The sequence below is a fragment of the Sphingomonas caeni genome, from assembly GCF_026013415.1.
In the GTDB taxonomy this organism is placed as follows: domain Bacteria; phylum Pseudomonadota; class Alphaproteobacteria; order Sphingomonadales; family Sphingomonadaceae; genus Sphingomonas; species Sphingomonas caeni.
The window spans coordinates 584,155-600,295 of the sequence record NZ_JAPDOK010000001.1 but is presented as its reverse complement, the minus strand read 5'-3'; the positions used below and the strand labels follow the sequence as shown (position 1 = coordinate 600,295).

Below are 16,141 nucleotides of genomic sequence, written 5' to 3'. Positions count from 1 at the left end.
GCGCAGGGGCGTGCGCACGCGCGCGTAAGAGCATGACTCTTGTGACTCTTGGAGGGCTCGAATGATCGCGCATCTCCACGGCCGCCTCGCCGCCACCGGCGCCGATCACGCGGTGATCGACGTGAACGGCGTCGGCTATCTGGTGGGCGCTTCGGCGAAGACGCTCGTGGCGCTCGGCGTTACCGGCGATCAGGTCACGGTGCATACCGAGATGCTGGTCAGCGAGGATTCGATCCGGCTGATGGGGTTCGCCAGCGCCGAGGAGCGCGACTGGTTCCGGCTGCTGACCTCGGTGCAGGGCGTCGGCGCCAAGGTCGCGCTGGCGATCCTCTCGATCTTCGTCCCCGATGAGCTCCGGACCGCGATCGCGCGCAGCGATTCCGCGATGATCGCTCGAGCGAGCGGCGTCGGTCCCAAGCTCGCCCAGCGCATCGCCAACGAGCTCAAGGACAAGGCTGGCGGCATCGCGATCGGCGGCGCAGGGGCCATTGCCCCGGTCAGCGGCGCGCAGGCCGATGCGGTCTCAGCGCTGCTCAATCTCGGGTTTAAGCCCGCCGAGGCATCGGGTGCGGTGAGCGCCGCCAATGACGAGCTGGGCCCGAGCGCGAGCCTCGACGCGCTCGTGCGGCTGGCGCTTCGAAAGGCGGCGAAGTGATCAGTTCGGCGCAGGCGCTCCTCTTCCGCGGCCTGCTGGTCCTCTGCGCGATGCTCTACGCCCCTGAGCTTGCCGCGCAGCGGGGGTGGCAGACCTACGTCAATCCGCGCTTCGAATATTCGATCTGCTTTCCGGGCGAGTTCCGCCAGGTCGGCCAGGATCCGGTGAACGGAGATGGGCGGAGATATTCGAACGGGGCGGGCACGGAGCTGATCATATGGGGCGAGTACAACGCGCTCGAGGACACGATCGCCACCGCCGCCGAGCGCTGGCGGGGCTATCTGAGGAACGAAGGCGTTATCGTTACCTATGAAGCCAAGGGGGGCGACTGGTTCGTGCTGTCCGGCACGCGGCGAACGATGATCTACTATCAGCGGACGCGCTTCAGCCGTGGCCGGTTCGTGACGTTTCGGCTCGTCTATCCCGAAGCGGAGAAGGCGCGGTGGAATTCGCTGGTCGCGAAGATTGCTGCCTGCTCGCACGATACCGGGCAGGGCTCGCAATGACCGACGCCGACCGCATCCTCGCCCCCGCGCGCAAGCCCGAGGATATCGACGCGGCGCTGCGTCCGAAATCGCTCGACGAATTCGTGGGACAGAAGGGCGCGAGAGAGAATCTCCGCGTTTTCATCCAGGCCGCCAAGGCACGCGGCGAGGCGCTCGATCATGTGCTGTTCTTCGGGCCGCCGGGGCTGGGGAAGACCACGCTCGCGCAGATCGTCGCGCGCGAGATGGGGGTGGGGTTTCGCGCCACCTCGGGCCCGGTGATCGCCAAGTCGGGCGATCTCGCGGCGCTGCTCACCAATCTCGAGGACGGCGACGTCCTCTTCATCGACGAGATCCACCGGCTCGCGCCTGCGGTCGAGGAGGTGCTCTATCCGGCGATGGAGGACCGCGCGCTCGATCTGATGATCGGGGAAGGGCCGTCGGCGCGCTCGGTGCGGATCGATCTGCCGCGCTTCACTTTGGTCGGCGCGACGACGCGGCAGGGGCTGCTCACCACGCCCTTGCGTGACCGGTTCGGCATTCCGGTGCGGCTCCAATTCTACACGGTCGACGAACTCGAAAAGGTCGTGACCCGCGCCGCGACGCTGCTCGATCTCCATGTCGCCGCCGATGGCGCGCATGAGATAGCGCGGCGCTCGCGCGGCACCCCGCGCATCGCCGGGCGGCTGCTGCGCCGGGTGCGCGATTTCGCGAATGTGCTGGGTGAGGAGACGGTTCATGCCAGGGTCGCGGATGCCGCGCTTACCCGGCTCGAAGTGGATGGGCTGGGGCTCGACAGCATGGACCGGCGCTACCTCACGATGATCGCCGATATCTATCGCGGCGGTCCGGTCGGGGTGGAAACGCTCGCCGCGGGCCTCAGCGAGCCGCGCGACACGATCGAGGAGGTGATCGAGCCCTATCTCATCCAGATCGGCCTGATCGCGCGGACGGCGCGCGGGCGCTGCCTCAATCCGGCGGGGTGGAAGCATCTCGGACTCGATCCGCCCGCAGGCGGGCAGGATGGGCTGTTCGACTAGAATCTGTACGCCATTCGCTTTGGCTTGGGCGCATCGGGGCCCAGGTCTTGCAATGTAGGATTTCGCCTGCTTGGCTCGCTAGGCCGGTCGCTCCGGCCGCTCTTTGACCCTGTCGATCCGCACCCGGCGAACCAGGTCTTTTCTCCCGGGAACCGCGCGGCGGAAAACATGCGCGGCAAGTGTTACCCTAGTGTCACCTTTCACATGCTGGGACTGTCCAGCCTGGTGCGCGATCGAGCCCGGACCCTAAAGCCCGGGCAGCCGCTCGAGGAAATAGACCGCGACCGCGGCGCTGCCGCCGATACCGACGCTGACCATCATGGTCAGCAAGCCCGCGATCCACGATCCCGACCGGCGCTTGCGGAAGGCGGATCGCGGTGCGGGCTCGGCATGGGCGACCTCGATCTTGCCGCTCAGCCAGCCCGCCGCGATCGTCGCCGCCAGCGCCACCACCGCGCCCGGCACCGTCTCCAGCGCGATCGCGATCGGCAGCAGCACGATCAGCGGCAGCGCCATCGCCAGCGCCGCCAGCAGCTTGACCCGCTCGACCTCCGCCTTGGTCACCGGTGCGATGGCGATCAGGTCGGGCGTGTCCTCCGCCGCGACCGCCAGCCAGGCGAAGCTGCCGACGAGCTGGCCCGCGATCACCACGCCGCCGAAGGCGAGCGAGGGGCCGAACGGGAGCCCGCTATTGTCGCGGAAGGCGAGGAGGAACAGGGGCGCCAGATAGATGAGCCGCAACACGATCTGGAAGGCGAGACTGGGATCGCGCGCCAGCAGCCGCCACTCCTTGGCGAAGACCGAGGCGAACAGGCTGGCATGGAAATGCCCGGCCACCCGGCTCTTCGCCTTGCGCTTGCCGCCCAGCTTCATGCCCCCGGCGCGATAGCTCGACAGGAACCAGGTCTGCATGCCCAGCGTCGCGAGCAGGAACAGCCCGGCGCCGATGCCGAGCACCAGCGCGATCGCCACCGGATCGCCGAACGCGGCGCGCCCGGGCAGCGCGCCGATCCCGTGCGACGCGGCGCGGCTCGCGAGGATCTGGTCGAACAACCGTCCGAGCCCCGAGCGCGACCGGTCGTCGCTATGCGACCAGAGCTGGCTGAAGAGGAACAGCGCGCCGCCCGCCAGCGCCGCCGCGATCTGGCCCACCGTCCGCGCCGCGCGGGGCCCCGCGATCCGCGCGAGCATCAGCGTGACCGCCAGCCCGATGCATCCCGCCGCCAGCGCCAGCGCCGCGAGCAGGGCGGGCACGCCGAACAGCTCGGGATGGCCCAGCGCGGCGATCGGGATCGCGATCGGCAGCACCAGCAGCGCATAGGTCCAGGCGATCATCGCGATGATCCCGGCGAGCTTGGCGGCGATCACCACGCGCGGCCGGATCGGCGCGGAGAAGAGCAGGTCGAGATCGCCGGCTTCGTACAAAGTGCGCTGGCTGGCGAGCATGCCCTGGGTCGCCATGAAGCTGAACACCGCGATCGCCGCGACGGTGACGCCGGCATAGGCTTCGGGGCCCGGCACGATTTCGATGCCGCGCAGCAACAGTCCGGTGCCGACCCCGATCAGCGTCCAGATCACGAGCAGCGCGATGCCGAGCTGCAGGATCCAGGGCTTGGTGCTGCTGTTGCGGATGCCCAGCCGCAGCTCGTGCAGTGCCAGCCAGGCGAAGCTGCCGGCAGGCAAGCGGGCCATCAGTCGGCCGATCATGAAGCAGGCGCGCTCGTCAGGCGGATGAAGGTGTCCTCGAGCGTCTCGTCCTCGCCCCCGGCGAGTTCGCGCAACTCGGCCAATGTCCCCTCGGCGAGCAGGCGGCCGCCCGCGATGATCCCGATCCGGTCGGCGAGCCGCTCGGCGACCTCGAGGATATGGGTGGTGACGATCACGGTCTTGCCCTGATCGACCGCGGCGCGGAGCGCATCCTTGACCGAACGCGCCATCGCCGCGTCGAGGCCGGTCAGCGGCTCGTCGAGGATCAGCAGGCGGGGATCGTGGATCAGCGCGCCCGCGAGCGCGACCTTCTGCTTCATGCCGCGCGAAAAGCCTTCGCAGCGCGTGTCGCGCACGTCCCACAGCTCGAGCCAGCGCAGCAGCTCTTCGGCCTTGGGCGCCGCCTGTTTGGGCGGGATGCGCCACAGCCCCGCGACGAAGCCGAGATATTCGGACGGGGTCAGCTTGTCGTAGAGCATCGGCTCGTCGGGCAGCCAGGCGGTGATCGCCATGGTCGCGAGCGGATCGCGGAGCGCGTCGATGCCATAGATTTCGATCTCGCCGCGGTCGGGCTCGGTCAGCCCCACCGCCATGCGCAACGTCGTGGTCTTGCCCGCGCCATTGGGGCCGAGCAGCGCATAGAGCTGGCCCGAGGCAACGTCGAGGTCGAGCCCGGTGATGACGGGCTTGTCGAACCTCTTGTGGATGCCGGTGAGGCGAAGCGCGCTGGTCATGCGGCGAACCTAGTGCGCGGCACGGCTTCGTCCAGAGCCAATGGGGTTTCGCGGCGGGACTCGCTGGGTTAGGGGCGTGATGAATGGACACCCTGCCAGCCCTCGGCCACTTCATCGGCCCCGAGCATCATTTTGTCCTGCGTGTCTATTTCGAGGACACGGACCTGACCGGCGTGGTCTATCACGCCAACTATCTCCGGTTCATGGAGCGCGCCCGCTCGGATATGCTCGTCGCCGCCGGGATCGACCAGCGCGCGGCGCACGAGGGCGGGGAAGGGGCCTATGCGGTCGCCTCGCTCGCCATCAAATACCGCGCGCCGGCGCGTCTCGGTGACGAATTGGTGGTGGTCAGCCGGCTGCTGCGCCTGCGCGCCGCATCGGTGGATATTCATCAACGAGTCATGCGTAGGGAGACCATAGTGACCGAAGCGGAGGTGGAGGCGGCGTTCGTCTCCCCTTCCGGCCGGCCGCGGCGCCAGCCGCGCGAATGGATGGCGGCGTTCGAGCCTTTGGTCTGGAAGGGAAGCTGAACACCTGATGCAAATCGATCCCAATCTGTCGCTGGTCGGACTGTTTCTGCACGCCAATATCCTGGTGCAGGTGGTGATGGGGTTGCTCCTCATTGCGAGCCTGTGGAGCTGGGCGATCATCATCGGCTTCGGCTTCCGGCTGCGCGCCGCACGCAAGGCGATCGAGAAGTTCGACGGCGATTATCGCGAGGCCGACGATATCGACGAGTTCCACCGGCGCGCCGCGGGCCGCGACCAGGCCATCGCGCGCGTTTTTTCGGCCGGGGTCACCGAATGGCGCCGCTCGACCTCGGGCAAGGCGATCGACCGCGAGGGCACGCGCGAGCGGCTCGCGACGGCGATGGGCGCGACGGTCGCGCAGGAGATCGACCGGCTGACCGGGCAGCTCAACTTCCTCGCGACCGTGGGCGCGGTGACGCCATTCGTCGGCCTGTTCGGAACCGTGCTCGGCATCATGAACAGCTTCATCGGCATCGCGCAGGAGCAGAACACCTCGCTCGCGATCGTGGCGCCGGGGATTGCCGAGGCGCTGTTCGCCACCGCGATCGGCCTGTTCGCGGCCATTCCGGCGGTCATTTTCTACAATATCTATAGCAATGGCGTGAACCGGATCGAGGCGCGGCTCAATCGCTTCGCCGACGGCTTTCACGCGACGCTCAGCCGCCGTCTCGAGAACGAGGCATAGCCGCCGATGGCGATGCACCTCCCCTCGAACAAGAGCAAAGGCCGCCGCGCGCCGATGGCCGAGATCAACGTCACGCCGCTGGTCGACGTGATGCTGGTCCTGCTGATCATCTTCATGGTGACCGCGCCGCTGCTCACCGCGGGCGTCCCGGTGAACCTGCCCGAAAGCAAGGCCAAGGCGCTCGACACCCAGCAGAAGCCGGTGACGATCGCGATCGACAACAAGGGCGACGTCTATATCGACACCATCCTCACCAGCGATGCGGAGCTCGGCCAGGTGTTGGCGGCAGTCGGGCGCCAGCGCGGCGCGGACGGCAAGCCGCCGCTGGTCTTCCTGCGCGCCGATCAGCAGCTCGGCTACGGCAGGGTGATGCGGGTGATGGGAGAACTCAACCGCGCGGGGCTGAATCGCGTGTCGCTCGTCACCAATCCGGACAAGAAGTGAGGGCGTGATCGATCGGCGCGACATATTCGGGCTGGCCGGGGCGATTGTGGGCCATGCCGGACTGCTCGCGGCGATCCTGTTCTTCGCGCCCAAGGGGCCGTCCAAGCCGTTCGTGCCCTCCAACGCGCCGATCATGGTGACGTTGGCCGACGATGTCGGGCTGATCAGCGCCGCGCCCGATCCGAGCGACCAGCCGCCGGCATCGGCGAGCGCGGGCGAGGAAGCCCCGCCCGATACCGAGATCGCGCCGCCCGAGCCGCAGCCCGACCCCGAGACCCAGCCCAAGCCGGCGCCACCGCGTCCGAACCCGGACGCCTCGGAACGCCAGCGCCCGGACCGGCAGCGGACCAACCAGCAGACCCAGCCCAATTCGAACGGCCGGCCGCGCCCGGGGCTGAACCTCAATCTGTCCGCCAATGACGGCCCGGCCCCGGAGAAGACCAACGGTACCGGCAACCAGTCGCAGGCCTCGACCACCGGCAAGCCGCAGATGGACCTGGGACAGGCGATCAAGCGCGCCGTTCAGCCTTGCGCGGACCAGCAGGTGATCCCCGCGCCCGAGGCGCGGCAAATCTGGGTCATTGTCCAACTGAGGCTCAATCGCGACGGCAGCCTCGCGGGTCTTCGGATCGTCGGCCATGAGGGTACCAATGACTCGAATGAGCGCTATGTTGCCCGGGTCGACGATGCCGTCGAGGCGATCTTTCGGGGATGCACACCGATACGGGGTCTGCCGCCCGAGCTCTACGACGTGCCGGGCGGCTGGCAGTCGCGGAAATTCCGCTACCGATTGAATAGTTGAGGGCAGATGTTGACGCGCAGCCTCCTGGCAATCGCCATCGCAGCGATCCTGCCGGTCTCGGGTCCGTCGCTCGCCCAGACCTCGTCTTCCCGGGATGGGCCGGCCCCGAGGCCGCAGATGGCGATGGCCAGCATCGGGCCGATGACCCCCGCTGCGCTGATGACCATTGTCTCGTCGGTGAGCAGTCAACTGCAGCCCTGCGCCGATCGTCAGATCGTTCCCGCACCTGAAGCTGGGGAGATCATCGCTGTGGTTCAGCTGAACCTCAATCGGGACGGATCGCTGGCCAGTTTCCGGATTCTGGATCACAATGGGGTGACCGAGGCCAATCAGCGCTATGTTCCGCAGGTGGACGCAGCGGTCGAGGCGATTTTCACCGGCTGCACGCCACTCCGGGGATTGCCGCCGGAGCTCTATGATGTTCCGCGAGGCTGGCGCTCGCTGAAATTCCGTTACCGGTTGAAAGCTTGAGGCAGATGATGATGCGTAGATATTTGGCGATCGCCACCGCGGCGGTGTTCATGGTCACGGCGGGGCCTGCGCTTGCGCAGACGCCCGTGCCGACGCCGACGCCCACGGGGCAGGACGGCGATGACGAGCCGATCACCGATCTCGAAGGTGGACGCGAATCCGCGCTCCCGATCATCATCCCGGTGATGCCGACCAACCAGGTGGCCGGCACCCCCGCCGGTTCGACCGACGCGCTCGGCCGCCAGCTCGCGGCGATCATCGATGACGATCTGCGCAATACCGGCCTGTTCAAGACGGTCGGCCCCAATGCTGCGCGGCCAATCGCCTATTCCGAAGTCAACGCCCCCGATTACGAAAGCTGGGGTGCCTATTCGTCGCAGGCGCTGGTGCAGGGCTATGTCCGCGCCAATCCCAACGGCACGCTGACGATCGGCTGCTACGTCTATGACGTGGCCGCGCGGCGCCAGCTGATCCGGGAAGGCTGGGAGGTGCAGCCCAGCGAATGGCGCCGTGCCGCGCACAAATGCGCTGACGTCATCTACACGCGCCTCACCGGCGACGGGCCCTATTTCGACAGTCAGGTCGTCTATATCTCCGAGACCGGCCCGAAGAACCGCCGTATCAAGCGGCTGGCGATCATGGATCAGGACGGTGCCAATCATCGCTTCCTGACCAACGGCCAGCGGATCGTGCTCACCCCGCGCTTCAGCCCGGACCAGCGCTCGATCGTCTATATGGGCTACGAGAACCGCCGCCCGGCAATCTATGTCTACGACATGAGTGCGCGGACCTCGCGGTTGCTGGTGCAGGAGGTCAATCTGAACTTCGCGCCGCGCTTCTCGCCGGACGGGCGCTGGATCCTCTTCTCGATGGCGACCGCGGGCAATACCGACCTCTATCGGGTGAGCGCCGGCGGCGGCGCCCCGGTGCGGCTGACCAATTCGCCGGGGATCGATACCGGCGGCAGCTATTCGCCCGATGGCAGCAAGATCGTGTTCGAAAGCGATCGCGGCGGCACCCAGCAGCTCTATGTGATGGACGCCAATGGCGGCAACCAGCACCGGATCAGCTTTGGCGGCGGCCGCTATGCGACGCCGAACTGGAGCCCGCGCGGCGACCTGATCGCCTTCACCCGCACCGGCGGCGGTTCCTTTCGCATCGGCGTGATGAACCCGAGCGGCGGCGGCGAGAATCTGCTGACCGAAAGCTGGGGCGACGAGGGGCCGAGCTGGGCGCCCAATGGCCGCGTGCTGATGTTCTTCCGCGCGGCGAGCGGATCGGGTCGTCCCGATCTCTGGTCGGTCGACCTGTCGGGGCATTCGCGCAAGATCCCGACACCGCTCGACGGATCCGATCCCAGTTGGGGACCGATTCGTCCCTGAAACGTTGCACGAGGGTGTGTTATGGGTCCCGATAGGGCCGAGTCAGCCAAGGAGGAGATTGTATGGCTAGGATTCTGACCAGCGTCGTGCTGGGCGTGGCGCTGATCGCCACCGCGGGGTGCACGAAGAAGCGGCCGGAGACTGTGCTGCCGCCGGGCGATGGCCCTACCAGCACCACCGGGGATACCGGGAGCGGCGATGCCGATACCAGCCCGCTCAACGAGCAGTTCAAGCGCGAGGTGACGAGCGACACGATCCACTTCGCCTTCGATCAGTACGACATCGATCCCGAGGCGCGCTCGATCCTCGACAGCCAGGCGCGCTGGCTGATCGCGCATCCCAATACGCGGATCACAATCGAGGGGCATTGCGACGAGCGCGGCACGCGGGAGTACAACCTCGCGCTGGGCGACCGCCGCGCCAATGCGGCGAAGAACTATCTCGCCGCCCGCGGCGTCTCGCCAGCCCGAATCACCACGATCAGCTATGGCAAGGAGCGCCCGGTCGCGCTCGGCTCGGACGAGCGGAGCTGGGCGCTGAACCGCCGCGCAGTGACCATCGTCATCAACTAAATCCCTGCATCGGCAGGTTTTTCGAAGGGGCGGGCCGCAAGGCTCGCCCCTTTTCGATTCCGCTTGCGGTGGCCTTCGAAGCGATATAAATACGATATCATAATTTCTGGAGGTCAAGATGACGGACGTTACTGGCACACCTGCGCTCAGGCAGAGCAGCGAAGCGCCTGCGAGCACCATGAGCGGCTATGTGATGCTGTTCCTGCTGCTGTTGGTTATGATCGGGGCGCCCCTGCTCACGATCTGGTTCGGAATGAGCGGCTATGACGCCGGTGCGGGCGTAACGGGATTGATCGGCGCGATCTCCTTCGTCTTCATCGCGATCGGCTTCTATCTGCTCCAGCCCAACCAGGCGGTCGTGCTGACGCTGTTCGGCTCGTACCAGGGCACTGACCGCGCCACCGGGCTGCGCTGGACCTGGCCGTGGATCGGCAAGAAGAAGGTCTCGGTCCGCGCCAACAACATCATTTCGGACAAGATCAAGGTCAACGATCTGCGCGGCAACCCGATCGAGATGGCGGCGCAGGTGGTGTGGCGCGTGACCGACAGCGCGCAGGCGCTGTTCGACGTGGACGACTACAAGGCGTTCGTGATGGTCCAGATCGAGGCCGCGGTGCGCACCATCGGCTCGCGCTACCCTTACGACGATTTCGAGCATCTCGAGGTCACGCTGCGCGGCAATCACGATCAGGTGGGCGTCGAGCTGCGCCAGGAGCTGATCGCGCGGCTCAAGGTCGCCGGGATCACCGTCGACGAATGCGGCTTCACGCACCTCGCCTATGCGCAGGAGATCGCCGGAGCGATGCTGCGGCGCCAGCAGGCGCAGGCGGTGGTCGCGGCGCGCAAGACGCTGGTCGAGGGCGCGGTCGGCATGGTCGAGATGGCGCTCGAGATGCTCAGCGAGAAGAACGTCGTCCATCTCGACGACGAGCGCCGCGCCGCGATGGTGTCGAACCTGATGGTGGTGCTGTGCGGTGAGCGCGACACCCAGCCGGTGGTGAACACGGGCTCGCTTTACCAGTAAGGCCGGCCGTGTCCGCTCCCCCCAAAAAGGCGTTCCCGCTCCGCCTCGATCCCGCGCTCTACGCCGCGATCGAGCGGGCGGCGGCGAGTGACCTCAGGAGCGTCAACGCCCAGGTCGAATGCCTGCTGCGGGAGGCGCTGGGGCGGCGCGGGGTCAAGCTTGCGGATCCGGTCCGCGCCAAGCGCGGCAGGCCGCCCAAGGAGACGAAGTGATGCGATCGAACGACTGCCCCCGATGCCAGGGATCGATGACCGAAGGCTTCATTCCCGACCACACCGATAGCGCGGTGCGCAAGGTCGCCATCTGGGTCGAAGGCGCCCCCGAGAAGAGCCGGTGGACCGGCGTCAAGCTGGGCAAGAAGACCAGGTATGAAATCCAGACGTGGCGCTGCGGCCGGTGCGGCTTTCTCGAAAGCTACGCCAAGGGCTGAGACAGGAGGACGCGCAATGAACGAAGGCGCATGGTTCGTCCGCTACGGTTCGGGATTCTTCATCTCGCTCCAGCCGAGCGGCCTGATGGGATGGCTGATTACCCTCGGCTACGCGGTGCTCGTCACGGTGATCGCGACCTTCGCCGCGGTGCGCAGGGATCCGCACTGGTATCTCTGGGCCATCGCCATCGCCGCGCTGACCACTGTCTTCGTCGTCACCGCTTATCGAAATTCGATCCCCGCCGAGACGCGCTCGGGCGGGAACGATAACTAGGAGGAAAGCGCGATGTTCATCGCCGTCTATGCCGATCGCAGGCACGTACCCTGGCTGATCGGCGCTTTTTCGATCGCATTGCTCGTCGGCGTGGGAGTGCTGGTGTCATGACCCGACAGGAAATCCGCGACTGGTATCGCGTGCGCGAGGGTTACTGGTTCCGGCCCAAACTGTTCGGCTGGGGCGCGGTGCCGGTGACGTGGCAGGGCTGGCTGTTGACGCTGGGGCTGGTCGCGGTGGCGGTGCCGGTGGCCAGGCTCGCGGCGACGCGGGGGCTGCTGCTGCTCGTGCTGATCGTTCCGCTCGTGATCGGCTTCACCCGGTTGAGCTGGGCGATGACCGACGGGGAGTGGAAGTGGCGCTGGGGAGCCAGGCGATGATCCGCGCGCTCATCGCCGGGCTTGCCGGGCTGCTCCTCGCCGCCCAGGGCCATGCCCAGACCGCGCCGGCAGGTGTCGAGATCGCCGCGCCGGGCCCGCTGGGGCCGCTCGCCGGCACGTTGCTCGATCCCGATCCGAAGGGGCCGCTGGTGCTGCTGATCCCGGGCTCGGGGCCGACCGATCGCGACGGGAACAACCCGCTCGGCGTGGCCGGCGGACCCTATCGCCAGCTCGCCGAGGCGCTGGCCGCGCGCGGCGTGGCGACGCTCCGGATCGACAAGCGCGGCATGTTCGGCAGCGGCGCCGCCATCGCCAACGCCAATCAGGTGACGATGGCCGACTATGCCGCCGATGCGCATGCCTGGGTCGAGGCGGCGCGCAAGCGCACCGGGCGCGCCTGCGTCTGGATCGCGGGGCATAGCGAAGGCGGGCTGGTGACGCTGATCGCCGCGCAGAACCCGCAGGGCATTTGCGGCATCGTGCTGATCGCGGCGGCGGGCCGCCCGGTGGGGACGATCATGCGCGAGCAGTTCCGCGCCAATCCCGCCAACGCACCGATCCTCGCCAGCGCGCTGGGGATGATCGACGCACTCGAGGCGGGGCGCCATGTCGATCCGGCGACGCTGACCCCGCCGCTGGGGCAGTATTTTCCCGAGAGCGTGCAGGACTTCATGATCGACCAGATGCGCTACGACCCCGCCGCGCTCGCGGCGAAGCTGCACCTGCCGGTGCTCGTCGTGCAGGGGGATGCCGATATCCAGATCGGGGTCGGCGATGCCAAGGCGCTCGCTGCCGCGGCGCCGGGGGCGAAGCTGGCGATCATTCCCGGCATGACGCATGTGCTGCGGATCGCGTCGGGACCCGGGCCCGCGGCAAGCGTGGCCACCTATCGCAACGCCGCGCTGCCGGCCGCGCCCGTTCTGGTCGATGCCATCGCCGGGTTCGTGAAACGCTAGGAGCCGAGCGCCTCGTCCAATAGCCGGGCGAGGCGCAGGCCGCCGCGCAGCACCTGGAGCCGCGCCGGGGGGACCAGCTTCGCGATCGTCGCATCGTCGAGCACGGCGCGCGGCGGGAGCGGGCCGCACGGATCGCCCCCGGCCGCGGTCGCATAGGCGAAGTCGTGCGCGACCTGCCAATTCTCGCGGCTCCAGTCCTCGGTGGTGCCGATCCACACCGGGCCACGTTCGGCATCGCTATAGGCGCGGACCAAGGGGGGGCCGTCGGTGATCGCGCGCTCGGCGAGGGGGCCGTCCCACACGCTGTGCAGGTTGAAGCGCTCGGGCGCGTAGATGCCGTAGGCCGCCTTGACCTGGTTGCCGCCCAGATCGCCGCGGTCGCCCGCGTGAAGCGGCTGGTGCAGGTCGCCGACGAAATGGACGAGGAAGGCGAGCGCCTGGATGCGTTCGCTCAGGGGAATGCCCGCGTCCTTCAAAATCTTCACGTCGCGGTCGATCTGCGCCGAGACGCAATTGCCGTCCTTGCAGGCCCCTTTCAGGTCGAAGGGCTTGCAGATATTGACGTTCTGATAGTGCCAGCTGAACGCATAGCTGAAGCGCGGGCCCAGCGTCTTGATGCAATCGGCCCAGATGCTGGCTTCCTCGATCGTGCGCGCGGGGCATTTGGGGGTCTGCATCAGCGCGGAGCGGGCGAGCATCCGGTCGATCGCGGCGCGCACCTGCGGGGTGACGTTCCTGTAGGCGATCGCGGCGACGGTCTCGTGGCCGAACTCCCAATAGGCCATGGCCGGCGAGGGGAGGAGCGCGGCGAGCGCGGCGAGGAGGGGGAGGATGCGACGAATCATGACGTCAGGCCTACTCCGGTCGGCATCGCGGCGAAAGCGGGAGCCGTCCGTCCCAGCATGTGGAAGGTTAGGCGAAAGTTAGCCCCATGCGTGTTTTTCGCTCCACGGTCCCGGAGGGGAATGCCGGCAACGTCCGGCGCGGATCGACGGTGTCAAAGAGCGGCCGGGCTTCCGGCTGGGCGAGCCAAGCAGGCGAAATCCAACATTTCAAGGGCTGGGGTAGGTTGTATCGACATTCGGGATTCCCCTCCCTGCAAGGGAGGGGTTAGGGGTGGGTGAGAAAAGGCGGCGCTCGATGCCCCGCCTTTTCTTTAGCTTCAACCGAACGGCTCGCTCGCTTCGCTCGCCACCCACCCCCTACCCCTCCCTTGCAGGGAGGGGAGTCAAGAAGGCCGAATGTCGATCCGCGCTAGTCCTCGCCGTAAAAGGCGATGACGCGTTCACCGCCCGCCGACGCCTTGGCGCGGTACATGCCGGGGGTGTTGAAGCTCCATGCCATCTCGCCGGTCGGCGAGACCACGATCACGCCGCCGCTGCCGCCCAGCGCCTTGGTCTCGGCCATGACGGTGTCGGCGGCCTGTTTCGCGGTCTCGCCCTTGAAGCGGATGCGCGCGCAGATTTCGTGCGCGACGCCTTCGCGGATGAAGAATTCGCCGGCGCCCGTGGCCGAGATCGCGCAGGCGCGGTTGTCGGCATAGGTACCCGCGCCGATGATCGGGGAATCGCCGATCCGGCCCCAGCGCTTGCCGGTGAGCCCGCCGGTCGAGGTGGCGGCGGCGACATTGCCGTGCATGTCCATCGCGACCGCGCCGACCGTGCCGTACTTCAGATCGACGTCGAACCAGTTGGACTGTTGCGACTTGAGGACTTCGAGCTGGCGGCGGCGCTCGGGGGTGCCGAAAAAGCTGTTGTCGACCTGTTCGAGGCCGTGCTCGCGCGCGAACTGGTCGGCACCGGCGCCCGAGAGCATGACGTGCGGGCCCGCCTCCATCACCGCGCGGGCAAGGCTGACCGGGTGGCGGGTGGTGGTGCTCCCCGCGACCGCACCGGCGGCGCGGGTGCGGCCGTCCATGATCGCCGAATCGAGTTCGTTCTTGCCGTCCCAGGTGAAGACCGCGCCGCGCCCGGCGTTGAAGTGCGGGTCGTCCTCGAGGATTTTCACCGCCGCCTCGACCGCGTCGACCGCGCTGCCGCCCGCTTCGAGCACCTTGGTTCCCGCGTCGAGCGCGGCCTGGAGCCCGGCGCGGACGCCCGTTTCCTGCTCGGGGGTGACGCGGTCGCGCTCGATGATCCCGGCGCCGCCATGGATCACCAGCGTCCATTTGGGGCGGACCTGGGCGTTGGCGGGCGAGGACATCAGCAAGGCTCCGAGCAGCAAAAGGAAGAGGCGCATCACGGCACTCCCGGGGGTTGCGCCGCCGCCTTAGCAGATCGCTGCGGGCTTGCCAGCCGCAGCCCGATCAGCGGGCGGAGCGGGACGATGCGCCGGCCGATCCAGTAGAATAGCCAGCAGCCGATGACGGTTGCGGGGAGCAGGATGGCGAACTCGGCGAGCGCGGGCAAAGCGAGGGGGAGCAGGTACCAGCCGGTCACGACGATGATCGTCTGGTGGATGATGTAGAAGGGGAAAACCGCCTCGGTGAGCATCGCCCGGAGCGGATGATCGCGGTTCCACCAGCGGTCGGCGATGCCGATCAGCGCGACGATGGTGCCCCAGCCCTGGAAGATGCGGGCGACTTCGAACAGGACATGCTGGGGCGCGGCGCCGGGCAGGATCGGGTCGAGCAGGCTGAGGTCGACCGCGGCGACCACGGCAAACCCCGCCAGCGCGGCGATGGCGGCGGCCTTCCACCAGCGGCGGACCGCCTCCCAGGTGAGGGGCGCGTTGCGGAGGAACACGCCGAACAGGAAGACGCTGAAATAGATGCGGTGCGCCATCCCGTCATCGACCAGCGCGTGGGTCTCCTCCTGTCCGGGCCAGCTGAGGCCGAGATGGACGAGGAAGAGGGCGATGGGGACCAGCAGCACGCCGGGCCCGGCGAAGACGCGGTCGGCGATGCGGGTGAGCCATTCCCGTAGCCGCCGGGGAGTGACCGCGAGGAGCAGCACCAGCGCGAGCGTGTAGACCCAGAGATAGACGACGAACCAGAGATGCTGCCAGGTCGGCATCACGATCCCGTCGAGCTTGCCGAAGCGGAAATAGTTGTGGGCCCAGAAATGCCAGAAGCCGGCGGTGTAGCCGTGCTTGAACTGGAGCTCGATCCAGGGCTGGACCGGGATGATGACGATCGCGGCGAAGACCAGCGGGATCAGCAGCCTTGCGCTGCGCGAGCCGAGGAAGCGGCCGAGTCCGCCGCCCTTGCCGAGCCCATTTCCTTTTTCAAGCATGGCGGCGCTGGCATAGCCCGAGACGAGGAAGAGCAAAGGCAGCCGCCACGCATTGCTCGCGAGCATCGGCACGGTCACCCATTCGAGCGGGTGCGCGGTCTTCACGTGCCAGCCCCAGGGCACGAAGAACATGCCGATATGATAGAAGATCAGCAGCGCGAACGCGCCGATCCTGAGCCAGTCCATGCCGTAATGGCGATCCATATTTCTCTCCGTCGATAGCTGGATGGCTAGCGGGGTGGCTTCGGGCCCGGTATCGAACTGTGCGAGGTGGCGGACAGGCTGGGATGAGCGGAACAGCGGCTGGGACGAGCGGCGGGTGGAGAGGGACGAGCGG

General features: G+C 67.6%; 21 protein-coding genes. 16 read left to right on the top strand and 5 right to left on the bottom strand.

Annotated elements, in window-relative coordinates; all coding sequences use genetic code 11:
• Positions 1-61: 61 nt before the first annotated feature.
• Genes ruvA through ruvB form a run of 3 tightly spaced genes read left to right on the top strand, consistent with a single transcriptional unit; the run spans position 62 to position 2,180 of the window.
• The gene (ruvA, locus tag OF829_RS03250) at positions 62-655 is read left to right on the top strand and encodes a Holliday junction branch migration protein RuvA (RefSeq protein ID WP_264938511.1); all 594 of its coding nucleotides are present in this window, start codon (positions 62-64) and stop codon (positions 653-655) included.
• Positions 652-1,161 carry a hypothetical protein gene (locus OF829_RS03245; protein WP_264938510.1) on the top strand — a complete coding sequence of 170 codons (510 nt, stop codon included), beginning with the start codon at positions 652-654 and terminating at the stop codon, positions 1,159-1,161. The genes ruvA and OF829_RS03245 overlap by 4 nt, the downstream gene beginning before the upstream one ends.
• Positions 1,158-2,180, top strand: a complete 1,023-nt coding sequence (gene ruvB, locus OF829_RS03240) for a Holliday junction branch migration DNA helicase RuvB (protein ID WP_264938509.1) — start codon at positions 1,158-1,160, stop codon at positions 2,178-2,180. Before OF829_RS03245 ends, ruvB begins: the two co-directional genes overlap by 4 nt.
• A 246-nt stretch (positions 2,181-2,426) precedes the next feature.
• Here the strand turns inward: ruvB and OF829_RS03235 are convergent, their stop codons facing one another.
• Positions 2,427-3,872 (bottom strand): hypothetical protein, encoded by a 1,446-nt coding sequence (locus tag OF829_RS03235; RefSeq protein ID WP_264938508.1) that lies wholly within the window; start codon positions 3,870-3,872, stop codon positions 2,427-2,429.
• A gap of 11 nt (positions 3,873-3,883) precedes the next feature.
• Positions 3,884-4,621: an ABC transporter ATP-binding protein gene (locus OF829_RS03230; RefSeq protein WP_264938507.1), complete on the bottom strand. Its 738-nt coding sequence runs from the start codon at positions 4,619-4,621 to the stop codon at positions 3,884-3,886.
• A gap of 83 nt (positions 4,622-4,704) precedes the next feature.
• Here OF829_RS03230 and OF829_RS03225 point away from each other — a divergent pair, with 83 nt between their 5' ends.
• The 13 genes from OF829_RS03225 to OF829_RS03165 all read left to right on the top strand — a co-directional run bounded on the left by OF829_RS03225 (position 4,705) and on the right by OF829_RS03165 (position 12,571).
• Entirely contained in the window at positions 4,705-5,151 is a 447-nt protein-coding gene (locus tag OF829_RS03225) for a YbgC/FadM family acyl-CoA thioesterase (RefSeq protein ID WP_264938506.1), read from the top strand.
• A 7-nt stretch (positions 5,152-5,158) separates the two neighbouring features.
• Positions 5,159-5,836 carry a protein TolQ gene (gene tolQ / locus OF829_RS03220; RefSeq protein WP_264938505.1) on the top strand — a complete coding sequence of 226 codons (678 nt, stop codon included), beginning with the start codon at positions 5,159-5,161 and terminating at the stop codon, positions 5,834-5,836.
• Positions 5,837-5,842: 6 nt separating this feature from the next.
• Positions 5,843-6,280, top strand: a complete 438-nt coding sequence (gene tolR, locus OF829_RS03215; RefSeq protein ID WP_264938504.1) for a protein TolR — start codon at positions 5,843-5,845, stop codon at positions 6,278-6,280.
• A gap of 4 nt (positions 6,281-6,284) precedes the next feature.
• On the top strand, positions 6,285-7,082 hold the full coding sequence (locus tag OF829_RS03210) for a hypothetical protein (protein ID WP_264938503.1): 798 nt from the start codon (positions 6,285-6,287) through the stop codon (positions 7,080-7,082).
• Positions 7,083-7,088: 6 nt separating this feature from the next.
• A complete protein-coding gene (locus OF829_RS03205) occupies positions 7,089-7,553 on the top strand; it encodes a hypothetical protein (protein WP_264938502.1) in 465 nt (154 codons plus the stop codon).
• A 5-nt stretch (positions 7,554-7,558) separates the two neighbouring features.
• Entirely contained in the window at positions 7,559-8,935 is a 1,377-nt protein-coding gene (gene tolB, locus OF829_RS03200) for a Tol-Pal system beta propeller repeat protein TolB (protein WP_264938501.1), read from the top strand.
• Between the two features lie 62 nt (positions 8,936-8,997).
• A complete protein-coding gene (pal, locus tag OF829_RS03195; protein ID WP_264938500.1) occupies positions 8,998-9,507 on the top strand; it encodes a peptidoglycan-associated lipoprotein Pal in 510 nt (169 codons plus the stop codon).
• Positions 9,508-9,760: 253 nt separating this feature from the next.
• On the top strand, positions 9,761-10,531 hold the full coding sequence (locus tag OF829_RS03190; RefSeq protein WP_406701399.1) for an SPFH domain-containing protein: 771 nt from the start codon (positions 9,761-9,763) through the stop codon (positions 10,529-10,531).
• An 8-nt stretch (positions 10,532-10,539) separates the two neighbouring features.
• On the top strand, positions 10,540-10,743 hold the full coding sequence (locus tag OF829_RS03185; protein WP_264938498.1) for a toxin-antitoxin system HicB family antitoxin: 204 nt from the start codon (positions 10,540-10,542) through the stop codon (positions 10,741-10,743).
• Positions 10,650-10,961, top strand: coding sequence for a PF20097 family protein (locus tag OF829_RS03180; RefSeq protein WP_319951527.1), 312 nt, complete (start codon positions 10,650-10,652; stop codon positions 10,959-10,961). The genes OF829_RS03185 and OF829_RS03180 overlap by 94 nt, the downstream gene beginning before the upstream one ends.
• Positions 10,962-10,977: 16 nt before the next feature.
• Positions 10,978-11,235, top strand: a complete 258-nt coding sequence (locus OF829_RS03175) for a hypothetical protein (protein WP_264938496.1) — start codon at positions 10,978-10,980, stop codon at positions 11,233-11,235.
• A gap of 107 nt (positions 11,236-11,342) precedes the next feature.
• Complete coding sequence (locus tag OF829_RS03170) at positions 11,343-11,615, top strand: hypothetical protein (protein ID WP_264938495.1); 273 nt, start codon at positions 11,343-11,345, stop codon at positions 11,613-11,615.
• Positions 11,612-12,571: an alpha/beta hydrolase gene (locus OF829_RS03165; RefSeq protein ID WP_264938494.1), complete on the top strand. Its 960-nt coding sequence runs from the start codon at positions 11,612-11,614 to the stop codon at positions 12,569-12,571. The genes OF829_RS03170 and OF829_RS03165 overlap by 4 nt, the downstream gene beginning before the upstream one ends.
• On the opposite strand, the gene OF829_RS03160 is transcribed toward OF829_RS03165, so the two are convergent.
• From OF829_RS03160 to OF829_RS03150, 3 genes are all read right to left on the bottom strand, one after another.
• Positions 12,568-13,416 carry a S1/P1 nuclease gene (locus OF829_RS03160; protein ID WP_264938493.1) on the bottom strand — a complete coding sequence of 283 codons (849 nt, stop codon included), beginning with the start codon at positions 13,414-13,416 and terminating at the stop codon, positions 12,568-12,570. The two genes, OF829_RS03165 and OF829_RS03160, sit on opposite strands and share 4 nt — an antisense overlap.
• A 409-nt stretch (positions 13,417-13,825) precedes the next feature.
• Positions 13,826-14,809: an isoaspartyl peptidase/L-asparaginase family protein gene (locus OF829_RS03155; protein ID WP_264938492.1), complete on the bottom strand. Its 984-nt coding sequence runs from the start codon at positions 14,807-14,809 to the stop codon at positions 13,826-13,828.
• Positions 14,809-16,008, bottom strand: coding sequence for an acyltransferase family protein (locus OF829_RS03150; protein WP_264938490.1), 1,200 nt, complete (start codon positions 16,006-16,008; stop codon positions 14,809-14,811). The genes OF829_RS03155 and OF829_RS03150 overlap by 1 nt, the downstream gene beginning before the upstream one ends.
• Positions 16,009-16,141: the final 133 nt, after the last annotated feature.

Excerpts from the sequence above, each read along its gene's own strand:
- tolR (WP_264938504.1), top strand. The coding sequence starts at position 5,843 with ATGGCGATGCACCTCCCCTCGAACAAGAGCAAAGGCCGCCGCGCGCCG.
- OF829_RS03150 (WP_264938490.1), bottom strand. The coding sequence starts at position 16,008 with ATGGATCGCCATTACGGCATGGACTGGCTCAGGATCGGCGCGTTCGCG.
- pal (WP_264938500.1), top strand. The coding sequence starts at position 8,998 with ATGGCTAGGATTCTGACCAGCGTCGTGCTGGGCGTGGCGCTGATCGCC.
- OF829_RS03160 (WP_264938493.1), bottom strand. The coding sequence starts at position 13,416 with ATGATTCGTCGCATCCTCCCCCTCCTCGCCGCGCTCGCCGCGCTCCTC.
- OF829_RS03180 (WP_319951527.1), top strand. The coding sequence starts at position 10,650 with ATGCCTGCTGCGGGAGGCGCTGGGGCGGCGCGGGGTCAAGCTTGCGGA.
- ruvB (WP_264938509.1), top strand. The coding sequence starts at position 1,158 with ATGACCGACGCCGACCGCATCCTCGCCCCCGCGCGCAAGCCCGAGGAT.
- OF829_RS03190 (WP_406701399.1), top strand. The coding sequence starts at position 9,761 with ATGAGCGGCTATGACGCCGGTGCGGGCGTAACGGGATTGATCGGCGCG.
- tolB (WP_264938501.1), top strand. The coding sequence starts at position 7,559 with ATGATGATGCGTAGATATTTGGCGATCGCCACCGCGGCGGTGTTCATG.
- OF829_RS03155 (WP_264938492.1), bottom strand. The coding sequence starts at position 14,809 with ATGCGCCTCTTCCTTTTGCTGCTCGGAGCCTTGCTGATGTCCTCGCCC.
- OF829_RS03165 (WP_264938494.1), top strand. The coding sequence starts at position 11,612 with ATGATCCGCGCGCTCATCGCCGGGCTTGCCGGGCTGCTCCTCGCCGCC.
- OF829_RS03230 (WP_264938507.1), bottom strand. The coding sequence starts at position 4,621 with ATGACCAGCGCGCTTCGCCTCACCGGCATCCACAAGAGGTTCGACAAG.
- OF829_RS03205 (WP_264938502.1), top strand. The coding sequence starts at position 7,089 with ATGTTGACGCGCAGCCTCCTGGCAATCGCCATCGCAGCGATCCTGCCG.
- OF829_RS03175 (WP_264938496.1), top strand. The coding sequence starts at position 10,978 with ATGAACGAAGGCGCATGGTTCGTCCGCTACGGTTCGGGATTCTTCATC.
- OF829_RS03170 (WP_264938495.1), top strand. The coding sequence starts at position 11,343 with ATGACCCGACAGGAAATCCGCGACTGGTATCGCGTGCGCGAGGGTTAC.
- ruvA (WP_264938511.1), top strand. The coding sequence starts at position 62 with ATGATCGCGCATCTCCACGGCCGCCTCGCCGCCACCGGCGCCGATCAC.
- OF829_RS03235 (WP_264938508.1), bottom strand. The coding sequence starts at position 3,872 with ATGGCCCGCTTGCCTGCCGGCAGCTTCGCCTGGCTGGCACTGCACGAG.
- tolQ (WP_264938505.1), top strand. The coding sequence starts at position 5,159 with ATGCAAATCGATCCCAATCTGTCGCTGGTCGGACTGTTTCTGCACGCC.
- OF829_RS03225 (WP_264938506.1), top strand. The coding sequence starts at position 4,705 with ATGGACACCCTGCCAGCCCTCGGCCACTTCATCGGCCCCGAGCATCAT.